Origin of the sequence: Streptomyces sp. DSM 15324 (genome assembly GCF_001514285.1) — a bacterium.
In the GTDB taxonomy this organism is placed as follows: Bacteria; Actinomycetota; Actinomycetes; order Streptomycetales; family Streptomycetaceae; genus Streptomyces.
On sequence record NZ_KQ949023.1, the window covers coordinates 358,792 to 372,559 of the forward strand.

Here is a 13,768-nt window from a genome sequence, read left to right on the forward strand (position 1 = left end):
TGACGAGTCCGGTGACGAGTCCGGTGACGGGTCCGGTGACGGGTGTGGTGACGAGCCCGGCGCTGCGGCCCGTGCTGCGGCCGGCGGCGCGCGCGGCGGTGTACGGCGGTTTCACAGCGCTCCATGCAGCACGTCGTCCCGCGCGGCCGGGGCCGGTACGGCGGTCGGGGCGCCCGGCGTCTCCCGTTCCCGTCGCGGCCGTACCAGCACCACCAGCCCGCCGAGCAGCCCGCCCGCGCTCGCCCCCACCAGGGAGGTCAGTGCCGGGGACGGCGAGGACGGGTCGGTGGGCTCGACCGCCCGGGCGAACTGCTGGAGCTCGACGCGGGTGGTCTTCCGGGTGCTCAGCGCGTGCTCGGTCAGCGAGCGGGACACCGCGTTGGCCATGGCGGCGGCCAGGGCGGCGCGCGGGGCGGTGGCCGTGACGGAGACCATCGGCGCGTCCGGCGAGGTCGCCGTCGTCACATGGCGCTGGAGCGTGCGGGCCGGTACTCCGGCCGCCGACTCCGCGTCCCCGAGCACCGCGAGCTGGGTGGCGACCCGCCCGTAGGCCTGCGCGAAGCCCAGCGCGGACGCCGGGTCGGACTTCTCGGTGGGGACGGCGACGACATAGGCGGTGGCCGTGTACTCGGGCGGGGTGAGGGCGCCGTACGCGCCGCCGGCCAGACCGCCGGTGACGACCCCGGCGGCCAGCAGGGACCACGGCGGGAGCGTCCTGGCGCGGCGCAGGGCGGAGGGTCGGCGGCGGTGGTGCTCGGTCATGCGGAACTGACTCCCTGGGAGGTCGGGGAAGCGGCGGAGGAGGCGGGGGGCGGCAGGGGCCGTCCGGTGACGGCGGCCGTGTACACGTCCATGAGCCGGGCGGCGCTGCGGGCGATGTCGTAGCGGTGGGCCGCGTCGGGCGCGGTGCGCGGCCCGGGGGGCGCGGCGCGGGCCTCGGTGAGCGCGCGGACGAACGCCTCGGTGCCGCCGGTGACCCGGTGGGCGCCGGGGGCGGTGAGGCCGTCGAGGGCGGGGCAGGAGGCGTAGCGCACGGGCAGTCCGCAGGCCAGCGCCTCGACCACGGCGAGCCCGAAGGTCTCCTCGGGGGACGGGGAGACGAGCACGTCCATCGCGCAGACCAGGGACGGCAGATCGGGGCCGGGGGTGCCGTCGGGGACGTAGGGGCGTTCGCCGGTGAGCAGGACCCGGTCCTCGACCCCCGTCCGCCGGGCGAGGCGGCGCAGCGCCTGTGCCTCGGGGCCGTCGCCGACCAGCAGCAGCCGGCTGTCGGCGGGGAGCCGGGAGAGGGCCGCCACGGCGATGTCGAAGCGTTTGCCCGCGGTCAGCCGGCCGATGCCGCCGACGACGTACGCGTCCGGCGGCAGGCCGAGCTGCCGCCGGGCCCGCTCGCGGGCGGCCGCGTCGAACCGGAAGCGGGCCAGGTCGATGCCGTTGGGCACCACCGCGATCCGGGTGTTCGCCACGCCCCAGCCGCGCAGCCGTCCGGCGACCGCGGGGGAGACCGCGACCGTGGCCCGGCCGAGCCGCTCACTGGCCAGATACAGCGCCCGGACCCCGGCGGTCAGCCGACGGCCCTCCAGCTGGGTTCCGCCCAGGGAGTGTTCGGTGGCGACGACGGCCCGTACCCCGGCGAGCCGGGCGGCCGGGCGGCCGTAGACGCAGGCCCGGTACAGATGGGTGTGGACGAGGTCGTAGCGGCCGGCGCGGATGATCCGCACCAGGCGGGGCAGCGCGGCCAGGTCGCGGTTGCCGCGCATCCCGAGGTCGACGACCCGGACGCCGTCGGCCCGCAGCCCCTCGGCCACCGCGCCCGGGTTCGTCAGCGTCACGACCTCGCAGTCGGCCGGCAGATGCGGCAGCAGCAGCCGCAGTTGCTGCTCGGCGCCGCCCACGCCGAGGCCCGTGATGATGTGCAGGATTCTCACCGCGTCGCCTCGACCCGGCGGCGGCGCAGCGGGTGCAGCCGGTACTTGAGGAAGAGGCGCGCGGAGGTGTCGTTCTGGCCGACGTGGACGCGCGGGAAGGCGTGCGGGCCGGTGAGCGGGCCGGGGTCGATGGCGCAGGCGTAGCGGTATCCGGCGTCCCGGACCGCGTCCACGGCCCGCCGGTCGATCGTGCCGTAGGGGTAGCAGAAGCCGGCGGGCGCCGTGCCCAGCAGGTCGGCGAGGGCGTCGCGGCTGCCGGCGGTCTCCGCCTTCAGGGTGAGGTCGTCGGCGCGGGTCAGGTCGAGGTGGGTGAGACCGTGGGAGCCGATCTCGACGCCCTCGGCGGCGGCCTGCCGGATGCCGTGGGCGGTGAGCAGTGGTCTGCGCGGGCCGAGCGGGTCCCAGGCGTTGTCGCCGCCGAGCCGGCCGGGCAGCACGAACAGGGTGGCCGTGCAGCGGTGGCGGCGCAGGACGGGCAGGGCGTGGGTGAGGAAGTCGGCGTACCCGTCGTCGAAGGTGAGGCCGACGAGTCGGCCGGGGGCGGGCGCGGCGAGCAGTTCGGCCATGGAGACGCCCCGCAGGCCCCGCCGGGCCAGCCAGGCGAGCTGCCGGTCCAGCCGCTCGGGCGTGACGGTGACGCGGTACGGGTCGTCGGCGCGGTCCTCGGTCACCGAGTGGTACATCGCCACCCAGGGGACGGAGTTGCGTCTGGTGGTGTCAGGAGCGGCCATGGGCGAGCCTCCGGGTCGCGGAACGTACGGTGCGGAGTGCGCGGGCGACGCCCTGGACACCCAGGGCCCGGCCCAGCAGGACGAAGACGGCGGTCACGGTGAGGGCTCCGGCGACGAGCCCGGTGAGGGTGCCCGTGCAGCGGGCGGTGACGAGGAGCCCCGCCACGGTCGCGAACACCGCGGCGAGCACCGGGCGGCCGAGTTCGAGCAGCACGGCCCGGGTGCGCAACGGGACGCTGCGCGGACCCGTCCCGGCCAGCAGGACCGTCGCGGTGACGGTGATGCCGGCCGCGTTGGCGACGGCGATCCCGTACACCCCCCAGGGGCCGACGCCCAGCGCGCCGACGCCGGACGTCACCAGGATCCCGGTGGCCATCGCGCCCACCGGGTACCAGCGCCCGCGGCCGCCCGAGAAGTAGGAGCGGACGAGGACGCCGGTGAGGGTCTGGCCGAGCAGCCCGAGCGCGTACACCCGCATCACGCCGGCCGTGGCCGCGGTGTCCCCCGCGGTGAACGCGCCCCGCTGGAAGAGGATCCCGATGATCTGCGGGGCGCAGGCCACCACGGCGGCGGTGCCGAGCAGCACGATGCACGCGGCGAGCGAGAGGTCCCGCTCCACCCGGTTGCGGGCCCGCTCGGTGTCCCCCTCGGCCAGGGCCCGCGCGACCACCGGGAAGGTGACCGTGCACACCATCACCGACAGGATCATCGGCATCTGGGCCACCTTCTGCGCGTAGTTGAGGTGCGAGATCGCCCCTGCGGGCAGGTTCGAGGCGAGGAACCGCTCGATGAGCACCTGCGACTGCCGGCACAGGGCGAACAGCAGCACGGTGGTCAGCAGCGCGGTGTCCAGCGGCCGGGGCTCCTCCCCGGCACCCTCCCGGTCGACCGCCCCCTTCCTCAACTGACGTACCAATGAGGGGAGTTGTACGAGAAGCATCAGTACCCCGCCGACCGCCACCCCGGCCGCCGCCGAGCGCACCCCCCACCGGCCGCCGAGCGTGAACATCCCGCCGACGATGCCGACGTTGTACGCCACGTAGATCGCCGCGGGCGCCACGAACCGCCGGTGCGCGCGCAGCGCGGCGCTGCAGTACCCGGCGAGGCCGAAGCTCACCACACAGGTCGCCGTGAGCCGGGTGCAGTCCACGGCGAGCGCCGGGTCGGGCAGTCCCGGGGCGAGGATGCCGACCAGGCGCGGGGCGACACCGGCGAGCAGGGCGCCGATCGCCACGAAGGCCAGCGACAGCCGCGGGAGCGTGCCCGCGACCAGGGCCCGGACCGGATCGCCGGGGGCACCCTGGGCGCGCCGGGCCAGCGCCATGCTGAACGCGGGGATCAGCGCGAACGCCAGCCCGTCCTCGATCAGCAGGGTGGCCGCGAACTCCGGGACCGTCCAGGCGACGAGGAAGGCGTCCGTGTCGCTGCCCGCCCCGAACAGCCGCGCCAGCGCCTGGTCCCGGACCAGCCCGAGCAGCGACCCGGCGACCGAGAGCACGGCGGTGACCAACGCCGCCCTGGCGAGGAACCCGCCGGAGGCCGGGGGCAGCCCGGCGGCCCCACCGCCGCCCGACTCCGCCCCGCTCTCCACGGCACCCCGCGCCGCGGGCATGACCGCACCGCCACCACCGGACCGGCCCGTCCGCCGGCCCGTCCGCCGGCCCCGCCGAGAGGACAACACCTTCACGCCCCACCCTCCCCGACACCCGAGCCCCGCGCCCCCGCCGCGCTTTCCCCCACGCGCCGAGCCGTCCCACGCCTCACGTGCTCCCCGACCAGCGACACAGGCGCCGGTCCTCGCGGGTCCCGCACCTCCGTCGCGGCTCCTCCGGTTCGTGGGGCCCGCGCATCTGCCGCCGTACCGCCGGTCCGTGCGGCCCCTGCGTCCGTCGTGGAGTGCCCGTCACTCGAGGCCCGCGCCCCTGCCGCGGCATCCCCGGCTTCCCCGGCCTCCGAGGCCCGCGCACCCGCCGTGCTCTCGCCCCCCGTCAGGGCCCACCACGCGACCAGGCCGAGGACCACGGCCGTCAGGACGGTCGAGGGGCCGCCGATGTCGGCGTACATGAAGTCGACGAGCTGCCAGACCAGCAGGCCGCAGGCGGCGAGGGCGCAGTCCAGACCGGGGCCGGCGCGGCGGACCCCGAGCAGGCCGCGCACGGCGAGCAGGAGCAGCGCCGACCAGCCTCCCGCCAGGGCCAGCAGCCCGATCAGCCCCTGCTCGCTGAGGATCAGCAGATACATGTTGTGCGGGGACAGCAGCGGCTGCCGGACGAAACCGGAGCCCGCGCCGTCCGTGTCGCTGCCGGAGGACAGCGCCAGCGAGGCGTGCGCGTCGCGGTGCTCGGGGAAGCCCTTCAGCCCGACCCCGGTCAGCGGATGCTCGCGCCACATCCCGACCGCGGCCGCCCACATGGTGTACCGGTCGGTGACCGACTGGTCCGGCGCGTCCGTGACCTGGGTGATGCTGCCGACCCGCTCCTGGAGCATCGCCGAGCCCACCCCGAAGCCGCCGACCAGCACCACCCCGGCCGCGACCCCGACCGCCCCCACCTTCAGCGCCCGCACCGGCCCGGCCAGCACCAGCTGCACCGCGCAGGTCACCGCGGTCGCGATCCAGGCGCCCCGGCTGAAGGAGAGCGCCAGCGGCACGCACAGGGCGAGCGCGGCCAGCGCGGCCACCGTCCGCTGCCGTACGCAGGCCCGGCCCAGCGCCAGCCCCACCGCGCAGACCAGCCCGAAGGACACCACCGTCGCCATGCCCATCACGTCCTGCGGCCCGAACGTGCCGACCGCGCGGATCATCTCGCCCTGGTAGGACGCACCGGTCCCGGTGACGAACTGATGGACGCCCACCGCGCCCTGCCAGCCCGCCAGCGCCACGAAGGACCAGGCCAGCACCCGCAGATCGCGCCGGTCCCGGACGAGCAGCAGCACCGCCGCCGGGACCAGCACGAACACCTGGAGATAGCGGCCGAGGCCGGTCAGCCCCTCGCCCGGCGAGGACGCGCCCGTCGCGGCGAGCGCGAGCCCCGCCACCGGCAGCCCCAGCACCACGGCGGCCGTACGGGACAGGGGGCGCCGCCGCTGCCGTACCAGCCGGACCAGGCAGAACAGCACGACGAGCGCGGAGACCGCGTCCGCCGGCCCGGCGCCGCCCTCCCCGCCGGGCGAGACGGGCAGGGCCAGCAGGGCGATCACCGCGACGACCGGCAGCACCGGCGACACGGACCGGGCGGCACCCGGCAGCGGCAGCACATGCGTCATGGTCGGGCTCAGCTCCCGGTCGGTCGCACGAGCGAGGCCGCGGTGCGCACCAGGATGCACACGTCCTGCCACAGCGACCAGTTGTCGATGTACGCGTTGTCGAAGCGCGCCCGGTCCTCGATCGAGGTGTCGCCGCGCAGCCCGTACACCTGGGCGAGCCCGGTGATGCCGGCCCGCATCCGGTGCCGGGCCGCGTAACCGGGGTACGTCTGGCTGAACTGGCCGACGAAGAAGGGCCGCTCGGGACGCGGCCCGACCAGGCTCATGTCGCCCCGCAGCACGTTCCACAGCTGGAGCAGCTCGTCCAGCGAGGTCTTGCGCAGGAACCGGCAGAACGGGCTCATCCGCATCTCCCCGGCCACGCTCCAGCGGGTCGCGGACTCGTGTTCGTCGACCGGCCGCAGCGTGCGGAACTTCAGCAGCGTGAACGGCAGCCCGTCCTTGCCGATGCGCTCCTGGCGGAAGACCACCCCCGGCCCGTCGGTGCACCGCAGCACCGCCGCGCACACCAGCAGCAGCGGGCTGATCAGCAGCAGCAGCGTCCCCGACACCGCGACGTCGAGCAGCCGCTTGCCGATGCTGCCCCGCCCGGACCCCAGGTCCAGCCGCCGGCAGGCGAACCCGGCGAGCTGCTCCCGGCCGGTGTACGAGGGCGAGTCGGCGTCGACCTCCCACACCGTGCAACCGGAAGCGGTCAGCGCCCGCAGCAGCGGGCCCTGCTTGGAGCGGACGGCGGGGTGGACGCACAGGACGTCCCGGACGCCGTTCTGGATGAGGGCCCGCTGCACCTCCTGGCCGGTCGTCAGCACCGGCAGCCCGTCGGGGCCGTCCGGCCGCTCCGCGACCACGCCCACCGGCCGCACCCCGCAGCGCGGATGCCGCAGCAGCGCGGCGGCCACCCGCTGGGCGGTCGCGGCGGGCCCGATGACCAGCGCGGCGCGCGGATGCCTGACCATCGTCCGGCGGCGGCGCAGATGGACCAGCGCCCGGCCCGCGCAGGCGGTCAGGGACTGTACGGCGAAGCCGGTGGCCAGGGTGGCCGCGGTGAGCGCGTGCCCCGGGTGCCAGGCCGCGGCGAGCGCCCCGAGCGCCAGCCAGGCCACCGTGACCCGGCCGCAGACGGTGGGCAGCTCGTCCAGCACACCCGGCACGGGTGGCTGCCGCCGGGGCCGCACCGCTAAGGCCAGGGCCGCCAGCACGGCCATCAGGGCACGGTGGTGGCCGGCGCCGAGCAGCACCGCCCCGCCCGCCAGCGCGGCGAGCCCGTCGGCGAGCAGCAGGAGCGGGGGCGCGGTGGCCCGGACCGGGGGCCGCCGGGCCGGGAACCTCAGGTTCGCGCCCGTGCTCTCCGGCCGGGGGATGACCGACAGGGGTGGATAGCCGCCCTGGACGCCGGGCGGGGAGACAGTCGATTCCGCAGTACTTTCGGCAGTCACGGGTGGAGGGACTCCCTGGACTCGGTGGGCACGACCCGGGGCGCGGGCCTGGGACGGAGCAGGTCGCGGTACACGTCCGCGACCGCGGCCGCCATGTGCCGCGCATCGTGCGTGGACAGGACGTGGCGGCGCCCCCGCTCGCCGAGAAAGGCCCGCAGGGGCGCGTCGGACAGCAGCGCGGCGACGGCCCGGGACAGCGCCGCGGGATCACCGGCGGGCACCAGACAGTGGGGGGCGAGCGCGGCCGGCAGGCTCTCCCGGGCGCCGTCCACCTCGGTCACGACCACCGGCCGCCCGCAGGCCAGCGCCTCCAGCGGGGCCAGCGCCATGCCCTCCCAGCGGGAGGGCAGCACCACCAGGTCGGCGGCCCGGTACCAGGGGACGGTGTCGTCGACGGCCCCCGCGAACAGCACCGACTCCGGCGCCCCGGCCCGCAGCCGCTCCGCGTCGGGCCCGTCGCCGACGAGCACCAGCCGCGCCCCGGGCACCTGCCGTACGACGTCCGCCCAGGCCTCGAGCAGCACGTCCTGCCCCTTCTGCCGGCACAGCCGCCCGACGCACACCGCGAGCGGTGCGGCCGGGTCGACCTCCGGCAGGAGGGCGGCGCGTACGGCGTCGGCGGCCCCGGGCCGGAACCGCTCGGTGTCGACGCCGTTGGGTACGACGCTCCACCGGCCGCTGATCCCCGCGCCGAGCCCGGTCGCGCGCTCGGCCTCGCTCACGCACACCAGGCGGCCGGCCCAGCGGGCCCCGAACCGCTCCCACCGCAGGGCGAGCGCGGCGGTGGCCCCGCCGACCGCCTCGAACGACCAGGCGTGCGGCTGGAACACGGTCGGGATCCGCCCCCGCACGGCGAGCCGGCCGGCCAGTCCCGCCTTCGCACTGTGGGCGTGCACCAGTGCGGGGCGTACCTGGTCGAGCAGGCGTACGAGCCGTCGTACCTCACCCGGCAGCGAGGGCCCGGGGGACCGGGTCGCCTCCCAGCGCCGCACCTGCGCGCCCAGGGCGCCCAGGCCGTCGGCGAAGGGGCTGTCGGGGCAGGCCACGGTGACGTGGAGCCCGGCCGCGAGCTGAGCCCGCGTCAGGTCGGTGACGACGCGGGCGACGCCGCCGTCCACAGGCTGGGTGAGATGCAGGACCCGGGTTCCTCCGTCGGGTTCTGGCTGGTGCATCGCGCGGTTTCCTCGCTCGTGGTGGCGCTCGGGACGGGCCGGAACGCGCCGACGGCTTCGTCCGTGTCCCGATGGCCGCGAAGAGCGCCCCGGTACACGCCGCGTCCCGGTGGAAAACGAGCCTGAACGTCCGCTGGTCACCACCGGGCCGCAACCCGCGCCGAGATCGAACACGTCACCGCAACGGCCCATGACGTCGTCATACGCCGGGACGTGCGCCGCCGGAGCCGCCCCGGCCCGCTGATCACCGTGTTCAACACATCGTCGGATGGGCAGACCGGCGCGCCCGGGGCCGGGCGGGAGCGGCGCGACCGCGTGGCGATCGAGCACATGGGCGAATCAGTTCACTCCTTTGGCGGCACAACCCCGGGCGGTACAGCGCGTTGACACAGCGCCGGGCATCCCCGCCCGGGTGATTGGTGTCAAAACCCCAAGGAGCACTTCTCCATGTCGCGTATCGCGAAGGGCCTGGTCCTGACCTCCGTTGCCGCTGCGGCCGTCGCCGGCGCCTCCGGCATCGCCGCCGCCGACAGCGGCGCGAGCGGTGTCGCCGAGCACTCCCCGGGCGTGCTCTCGGGCAACGTCGTCCAGGTTCCGGTCCACATCCCGGTCAATGTCTGCGGCAACACCGTCGACATCGTCGGCCTGCTGAACCCGGCCTTCGGCAACACCTGCGTCAACGACTGACGCCACCCCACGTCCTCGTCGAACGGCCGCTTTCCCCCGGGAGAGCGGCCGTTCGACGTCCGTCATCCCTTTTTTGACCACGCCTCCTGACCACTCCTCCTCATCACTCCTGATCACTCCGCCTGACCACTGATCTCGTTGGAAGGAACCCGATGAAGTCCCTCAAGGCCGTCGTCGTCGTCGCAGGGTCCGTCGTCCTCGCCGGAGCCGCCGCGCCCGCGTTCGCCCACGACACCGCCGACCTCACGCCCACCAGCCTCAACGGCGCCGTGAACACCCTCACCAAGGGCGATCTCACCGCCCGGGACGTGATGCCGCTCCAGCAGCAGTCGAACGCCCTCGACACCGAGAACAAGGGCTCCCTGCTGAACGCGGTCAACGGCGCGGCCGGTGCCCTCAACCAGCACACCAAGCTGCTCGGCGGGCTTCCCCTGAACGGCTGACCCTTCCCCTTGCGCGGGGCCGGTCCCGTACGGACGGGACCGGCGTCCCTCGTTCGTGTGGAGCACCCCCGAGGCGTCCCCCGGTCGGGTGAGAACACCCCCGGCCGCCCGCCGCGGCGCTTGTAGGGTCGCGCGGTGACCTCAACCCCAAGCACAACCCGCCCCTTCAGCGTGGCCGACCTGGGCACCCTCGTCGTGATGCCGTGGAGCGGCGAGGCCCCCGACGGCAGTGACATGCCCTATCTGCTCGCCTACTCCCTCGGTGACGCGGCGGACGGCGGCGCCGAGACCACCGCCGTCGCCATCGAGCGGCTGCTCGCCGACAACGGCCTGCCCGTCGGCGGCGACCTCGTGGACGGCGGCGAGCGGCCCAGCCTGCCGGTCACGCTGCTCGTCACCGCCGGCTCCGCCGTCCTGAACATGCCGATGCTCAACGCCCAGTGCGTGCCGCCGCCCGAGTGGCTCGACGCCGTCGAGGCCCGCGGCTACGCCTACCTCGTCTTCACCACCCGCCCGTGGCCCGACGCCGTCCCCGGCCGGCCCGTCGAACCCGAGGCGCTGGCCGCGTTCGCGGGCGCCGAGGAGACCCTCACCGCGGCGGCCCACATCGTGCTGCCCGCCCGCAGTCTGCGCGGCTGACACAGGTGCCGGGGGCAGCCGAGCCGGAGTCCGCGGCCCCGGGGGCCGGGCGGGCGGGCACCGGCCGGGGTTTCGCCGTACTCCTCGTCCTGTGCGGCGCGGCCGGGCTGCTGGCCTCCTGGGTCATCACCCTCGACAAGTTCAAGCTGCTGGAGAACCCGGACTTCGTGCCGGGGTGCAGCCTGAACCCGGTGGTGTCCTGCGGCAGCGTCATGAAGAGCGACCAGGCCTCGGCGTTCGGGTTCCCGAACCCGATGCTGGGCCTGGTGGCCTACGGCGTCGTCGTGTGCGTCGGGACGAGCCTGCTGGCCCGGGCCGCCTTCCCCCGCTGGTACTGGCTCACCTTCACCGCCGGATGCCTCTTCGGCGTCGGGTTCGTGACCTGGCTCCAGTTCCAGTCCCTGTACCGGATCAACGCGCTGTGCCTGTGGTGCTGCCTGGCCTGGATCGCCACCATCGTGCTGTTCTGGTACGTCGTCTCCTTCGACGTACGCCGGGAATTCCTCCCGGCACCGCCGGCCGTGCGCGCCTTCTTCGCGGACTTCACCTGGGTCCTGCCGCTGCTGCACCTCGGGGTCGTCGGCATGCTCATCCTGACCCGCTGGTGGGATTTCTGGACGAGCTGACCGGCTGAACACCGGACGGTCCGACGAAAGGACGTTCTGACGAACGGACGGTCTGACGAACTGCTCGTCGGGCGACTGCGGCGTGCGGGGGAATTGTGCGCTGGTGGCGATTTCAGGCTCGTTACCCGGTACGGACGTACAGCCGCACAGTCCCACGGCCGTACAGCCGCACAGCCGCCGACCGTGACGAAAGGGCCCGTACCGAGATGAAGCCGACCACCCGAGGAACCCTCGCCGCCGTGCTGACGTGTGTGGCCGCCGCGGCGGGAGCCGCCGCCGCGACCCCCGCCGCGGCGATCGGCACGGTCCCCGTCCCCGTCCCGCTGAACGGCCTGGAGAACTCCCTCGGCATGGAACTGCCCGAGGTCGGTGGCGAGATCCCGCTGCCGACGCCCGGCTCGCCCGAGGGCCCGCGCTACGCCGAGGGCCGGCTGATCCCCGAGCGGGCCGTCCCGCAGCTCCCCGTGAGCGCCGGACTGCCCGGCGCCGACGTCCGGGCACCCCTGCCGGAGATCCCCGGGAACGGCTTCCAGCATCTCGGTCTGGACGCCCCGGCCACCGACCTGCGCACCCTCGGCCCCGGTCTGGCCCTCGACGCCCCGCTCACCCCGCCCAACCCGGACAACTTCGGCCTGCCGGAGCCGAAGCTGCCCCAGGCGGGTGTGCTCACCCCGATGGCCCAGGCCGTCCCTGTCGCCCACCTCGGACTGGGCCAGGGCCTGTAGTCCCGAGCGGACGACGACGCCACGCCCACGAGCCCGGACGGCCTCCCGTCCGGGCCCGTCCGTGTGCTTCGGGCGCCCCAAGGTGACCCGGAGGGCCGCCGGGCGGTTACCGCTACGGACAACCGCACACGAGAAGGAGCACCCCATGGTCGTCGACGTCGACGGAGTACCCGGATCCACGAGGCAGCCCGGGCCGGCCAGGGCCGGTACCCGGCGGGAGACGCTGCGCGGGCTGCTCGGCGTCGCCGCCGGGCTCGCCCTCGTCCCGGTCGTCGCCGCCGCCTGGCCCGGCCGGGTGGACGACACGGGCGCCGCCTCGCGCACGGACGACGCGGCCGGCACCGGCTTCGACGAGGTCTACCGCGGTCGCCGTATCCAGGGCGTCCCCACCTCGGCCGGCCGCTCGGCCGTCGGCGGCGCCCAGTGGGAGGTCACCGTCGACGGCCGCCCGCTGCACCTGATGCGCCGGGCCGACGGCACCTGGCTGAGCATGGTCGACCACTACCGCTCGTACCGCACCCCGCTGGAGGCCGCCCGCGCCGCCGTGGACGAGCTCGGCCCCGGCGAGATGCTGCGCGAGGGCGACGACCCGGCGTACGGCGGCCACCCGCACGAGATGGGGGGACGCCGTGGTCTATACGCGTAAGGATGTCAGCACCCTGACCGCCGACGAACGCCGGCGGTTCGTGAAGGCACTGCTGGAGATCAAACGGCGGGGCGAGTACGACGAGTTCGTACGGATCCACATCGACTACTACGTCTCCGACGGCGAGGGCGGCCTGCGTACGGCCCACATGGCGCCCTCCTTCCTGGCCTGGCACCGGCGGTTCCTGCTGGAGCTGGAGAAGGCGCTGCGCCGGGTCGACCCCTCGGTGACCGTGCCGTACTGGGACTGGACGCGCAATCGCAGCGCGACCGCCGTGCCCTGGACCGCGGACCTCCTCGGCGGCAACGGACGCCGTTCCGACCGCCAGGTCACCACCGGGCCGTTCGCCTACGCCACCGGCAACTGGACCCTCAAGGAGAACATCACCGACGGCGAGTTCCTCACCCGGGACCTCGGCCGCTCCGCCGGGCCCATCGAACTGCCCACCGCCGCCGAACTGGAGTGGGCCATGAAGGACCCGGTCTACGACACCGCGCCCTGGGACTCGACGGTCACCGAGGGCTTCCGCAACAAACTGGAGGGCTGGGGCACCGGCCGGGGCAGCGTCGCCTGGCGCAACCACAACCGGGTGCACCGGTGGGTCGGCGGGGAGATGCTGGGCGGCGCCTCCGTCAACGACCCCGTGTTCTGGCTCCACCACGCCTTCATCGACCTGGTGTGGACCCGCTGGCAGGCCCGCCACCGCGTGCACCGCTATCTGCCCGCGGAACCGCCCGGACCGTCGAGCCGGCAGTACCGCCGGGTCGTCTCCCGCAAGGAGAAGCTGCCGCCGTGGAACGTGACGCCGGATCAGCTGGAGGACCTGTCGGGGATCTACAGGTATGCGTAGGCAGGTAGGCAGGTAGGCAGGTAGGCAGGTAGGCAGGTAGACCTGTGGGCCTGTGGACCTGTGAGCCCGAAGGCCTGTGGCCGGTAGATCTGTGGCCGTAGACCTGTGGCCGTAGACCTGTCGGCGGGACAGGCGAGAGCCCCGGCGCTCGAGGTGCCGGGGCTCTGCCGATGCGTGGGGGGACGCGTGCGTCAGTCGCCGTAGCCGGCGCCGCCGCGCTTGCCGCCGCCGTTGCTGGAGCTGCTGCCGTGGCGGTCGTGACCGTAGTCGCCGCCGTGCTCCTTGCCCTTGTCGTGGCCGCTGACGTTGGCGCACGTGTTGCCGAAGGCCGGGTTCAGCAGAGCGAGCCCGTTGAGGGTGTTGCCGCAGATGTTGACCGGGACGTGGACCGGAACCTGGACGACGTTGCCGGACAGGAAGCCCGGCGAGCCCACGGCCGCACCCTGCGCACCCGCGTCCGCCATGGCCAGGCCGGCCCCGCTGACCACCACGGCGCCGGTGCCCAGGGCAACGGCCGCCACCTTCGCGATGCGAGACATCACGTTCTCCTTTAAGTGATTCGGTTCGCGCGACAGCAGGGAACGCCGTCGCACATGCCCTTCAACGCCGCCGCCCCGGCGG

At 74.8% G+C, this 13,768-nt stretch carries 15 protein-coding genes; 7 read left to right on the forward strand and 8 right to left on the reverse strand.

What is annotated here, in order from left to right:
• Positions 1-111: 111 nt before the first annotated feature.
• From AQJ58_RS01575 to AQJ58_RS01605, 7 genes are all read right to left on the reverse strand, one after another.
• Positions 112-762: a YveK family protein gene (locus AQJ58_RS01575; RefSeq protein WP_067244067.1), complete on the reverse strand. Its 651-nt coding sequence runs from the start codon at positions 760-762 to the stop codon at positions 112-114.
• The gene (locus AQJ58_RS01580) at positions 759-1,928 is read right to left on the reverse strand and encodes a glycosyltransferase (RefSeq protein WP_067244069.1); all 1,170 of its coding nucleotides are present in this window, start codon (positions 1,926-1,928) and stop codon (positions 759-761) included. The genes AQJ58_RS01575 and AQJ58_RS01580 overlap by 4 nt, the downstream gene beginning before the upstream one ends.
• The gene (locus tag AQJ58_RS01585) at positions 1,925-2,659 is read right to left on the reverse strand and encodes a polysaccharide deacetylase family protein (RefSeq protein ID WP_067244071.1); all 735 of its coding nucleotides are present in this window, start codon (positions 2,657-2,659) and stop codon (positions 1,925-1,927) included. The genes AQJ58_RS01580 and AQJ58_RS01585 overlap by 4 nt, the downstream gene beginning before the upstream one ends.
• Positions 2,646-4,271, reverse strand: a complete 1,626-nt coding sequence (gene murJ, locus AQJ58_RS01590; protein ID WP_079078632.1) for a murein biosynthesis integral membrane protein MurJ — start codon at positions 4,269-4,271, stop codon at positions 2,646-2,648. The genes AQJ58_RS01585 and murJ overlap by 14 nt, the downstream gene beginning before the upstream one ends.
• A 71-nt stretch (positions 4,272-4,342) precedes the next feature.
• The gene (locus AQJ58_RS01595) at positions 4,343-5,923 is read right to left on the reverse strand and encodes an O-antigen ligase family protein (protein WP_420712127.1); all 1,581 of its coding nucleotides are present in this window, start codon (positions 5,921-5,923) and stop codon (positions 4,343-4,345) included.
• 8 nt (positions 5,924-5,931) lie between these two features.
• Positions 5,932-7,359: an exopolysaccharide biosynthesis polyprenyl glycosylphosphotransferase gene (locus AQJ58_RS01600; protein WP_079078633.1), complete on the reverse strand. Its 1,428-nt coding sequence runs from the start codon at positions 7,357-7,359 to the stop codon at positions 5,932-5,934.
• Positions 7,356-8,531 (reverse strand): glycosyltransferase, encoded by a 1,176-nt coding sequence (locus tag AQJ58_RS01605; RefSeq protein WP_067244073.1) that lies wholly within the window; start codon positions 8,529-8,531, stop codon positions 7,356-7,358. The genes AQJ58_RS01600 and AQJ58_RS01605 overlap by 4 nt, the downstream gene beginning before the upstream one ends.
• A gap of 447 nt (positions 8,532-8,978) precedes the next feature.
• On the opposite strand from AQJ58_RS01605, the gene AQJ58_RS01610 reads away from it, so the two are divergent.
• The 7 genes from AQJ58_RS01610 to AQJ58_RS01640 all read left to right on the forward strand — a co-directional run bounded on the left by AQJ58_RS01610 (position 8,979) and on the right by AQJ58_RS01640 (position 13,147).
• Positions 8,979-9,218 (forward strand): chaplin, encoded by a 240-nt coding sequence (locus AQJ58_RS01610; RefSeq protein WP_067244075.1) that lies wholly within the window; start codon positions 8,979-8,981, stop codon positions 9,216-9,218.
• Positions 9,219-9,370: 152 nt separating this feature from the next.
• Positions 9,371-9,661, forward strand: a complete 291-nt coding sequence (locus AQJ58_RS01615; protein WP_067244077.1) for a hypothetical protein — start codon at positions 9,371-9,373, stop codon at positions 9,659-9,661.
• A gap of 135 nt (positions 9,662-9,796) precedes the next feature.
• Positions 9,797-10,300, forward strand: a complete 504-nt coding sequence (locus tag AQJ58_RS01620) for a DUF5949 family protein (protein ID WP_067244079.1) — start codon at positions 9,797-9,799, stop codon at positions 10,298-10,300.
• A gap of 5 nt (positions 10,301-10,305) precedes the next feature.
• On the forward strand, positions 10,306-10,926 hold the full coding sequence (locus tag AQJ58_RS01625; protein WP_067244081.1) for a vitamin K epoxide reductase family protein: 621 nt from the start codon (positions 10,306-10,308) through the stop codon (positions 10,924-10,926).
• Positions 10,927-11,132: 206 nt separating this feature from the next.
• A complete protein-coding gene (locus tag AQJ58_RS01630) occupies positions 11,133-11,651 on the forward strand; it encodes a hypothetical protein (protein ID WP_067244082.1) in 519 nt (172 codons plus the stop codon).
• 145 nt (positions 11,652-11,796) lie between these two features.
• On the forward strand, positions 11,797-12,297 hold the full coding sequence (locus tag AQJ58_RS01635) for a tyrosinase cofactor (protein WP_067244084.1): 501 nt from the start codon (positions 11,797-11,799) through the stop codon (positions 12,295-12,297).
• Entirely contained in the window at positions 12,281-13,147 is an 867-nt protein-coding gene (locus AQJ58_RS01640; protein WP_067244086.1) for a tyrosinase family protein, read from the forward strand. Before AQJ58_RS01635 ends, AQJ58_RS01640 begins: the two co-directional genes overlap by 17 nt.
• Before the next feature lie 191 nt (positions 13,148-13,338).
• Here AQJ58_RS01640 and AQJ58_RS01645 read toward each other — a convergent pair whose 3' ends face one another.
• Positions 13,339-13,686: a chaplin gene (locus AQJ58_RS01645; RefSeq protein WP_067244087.1), complete on the reverse strand. Its 348-nt coding sequence runs from the start codon at positions 13,684-13,686 to the stop codon at positions 13,339-13,341.
• Positions 13,687-13,768 lie beyond the last annotated feature (82 nt).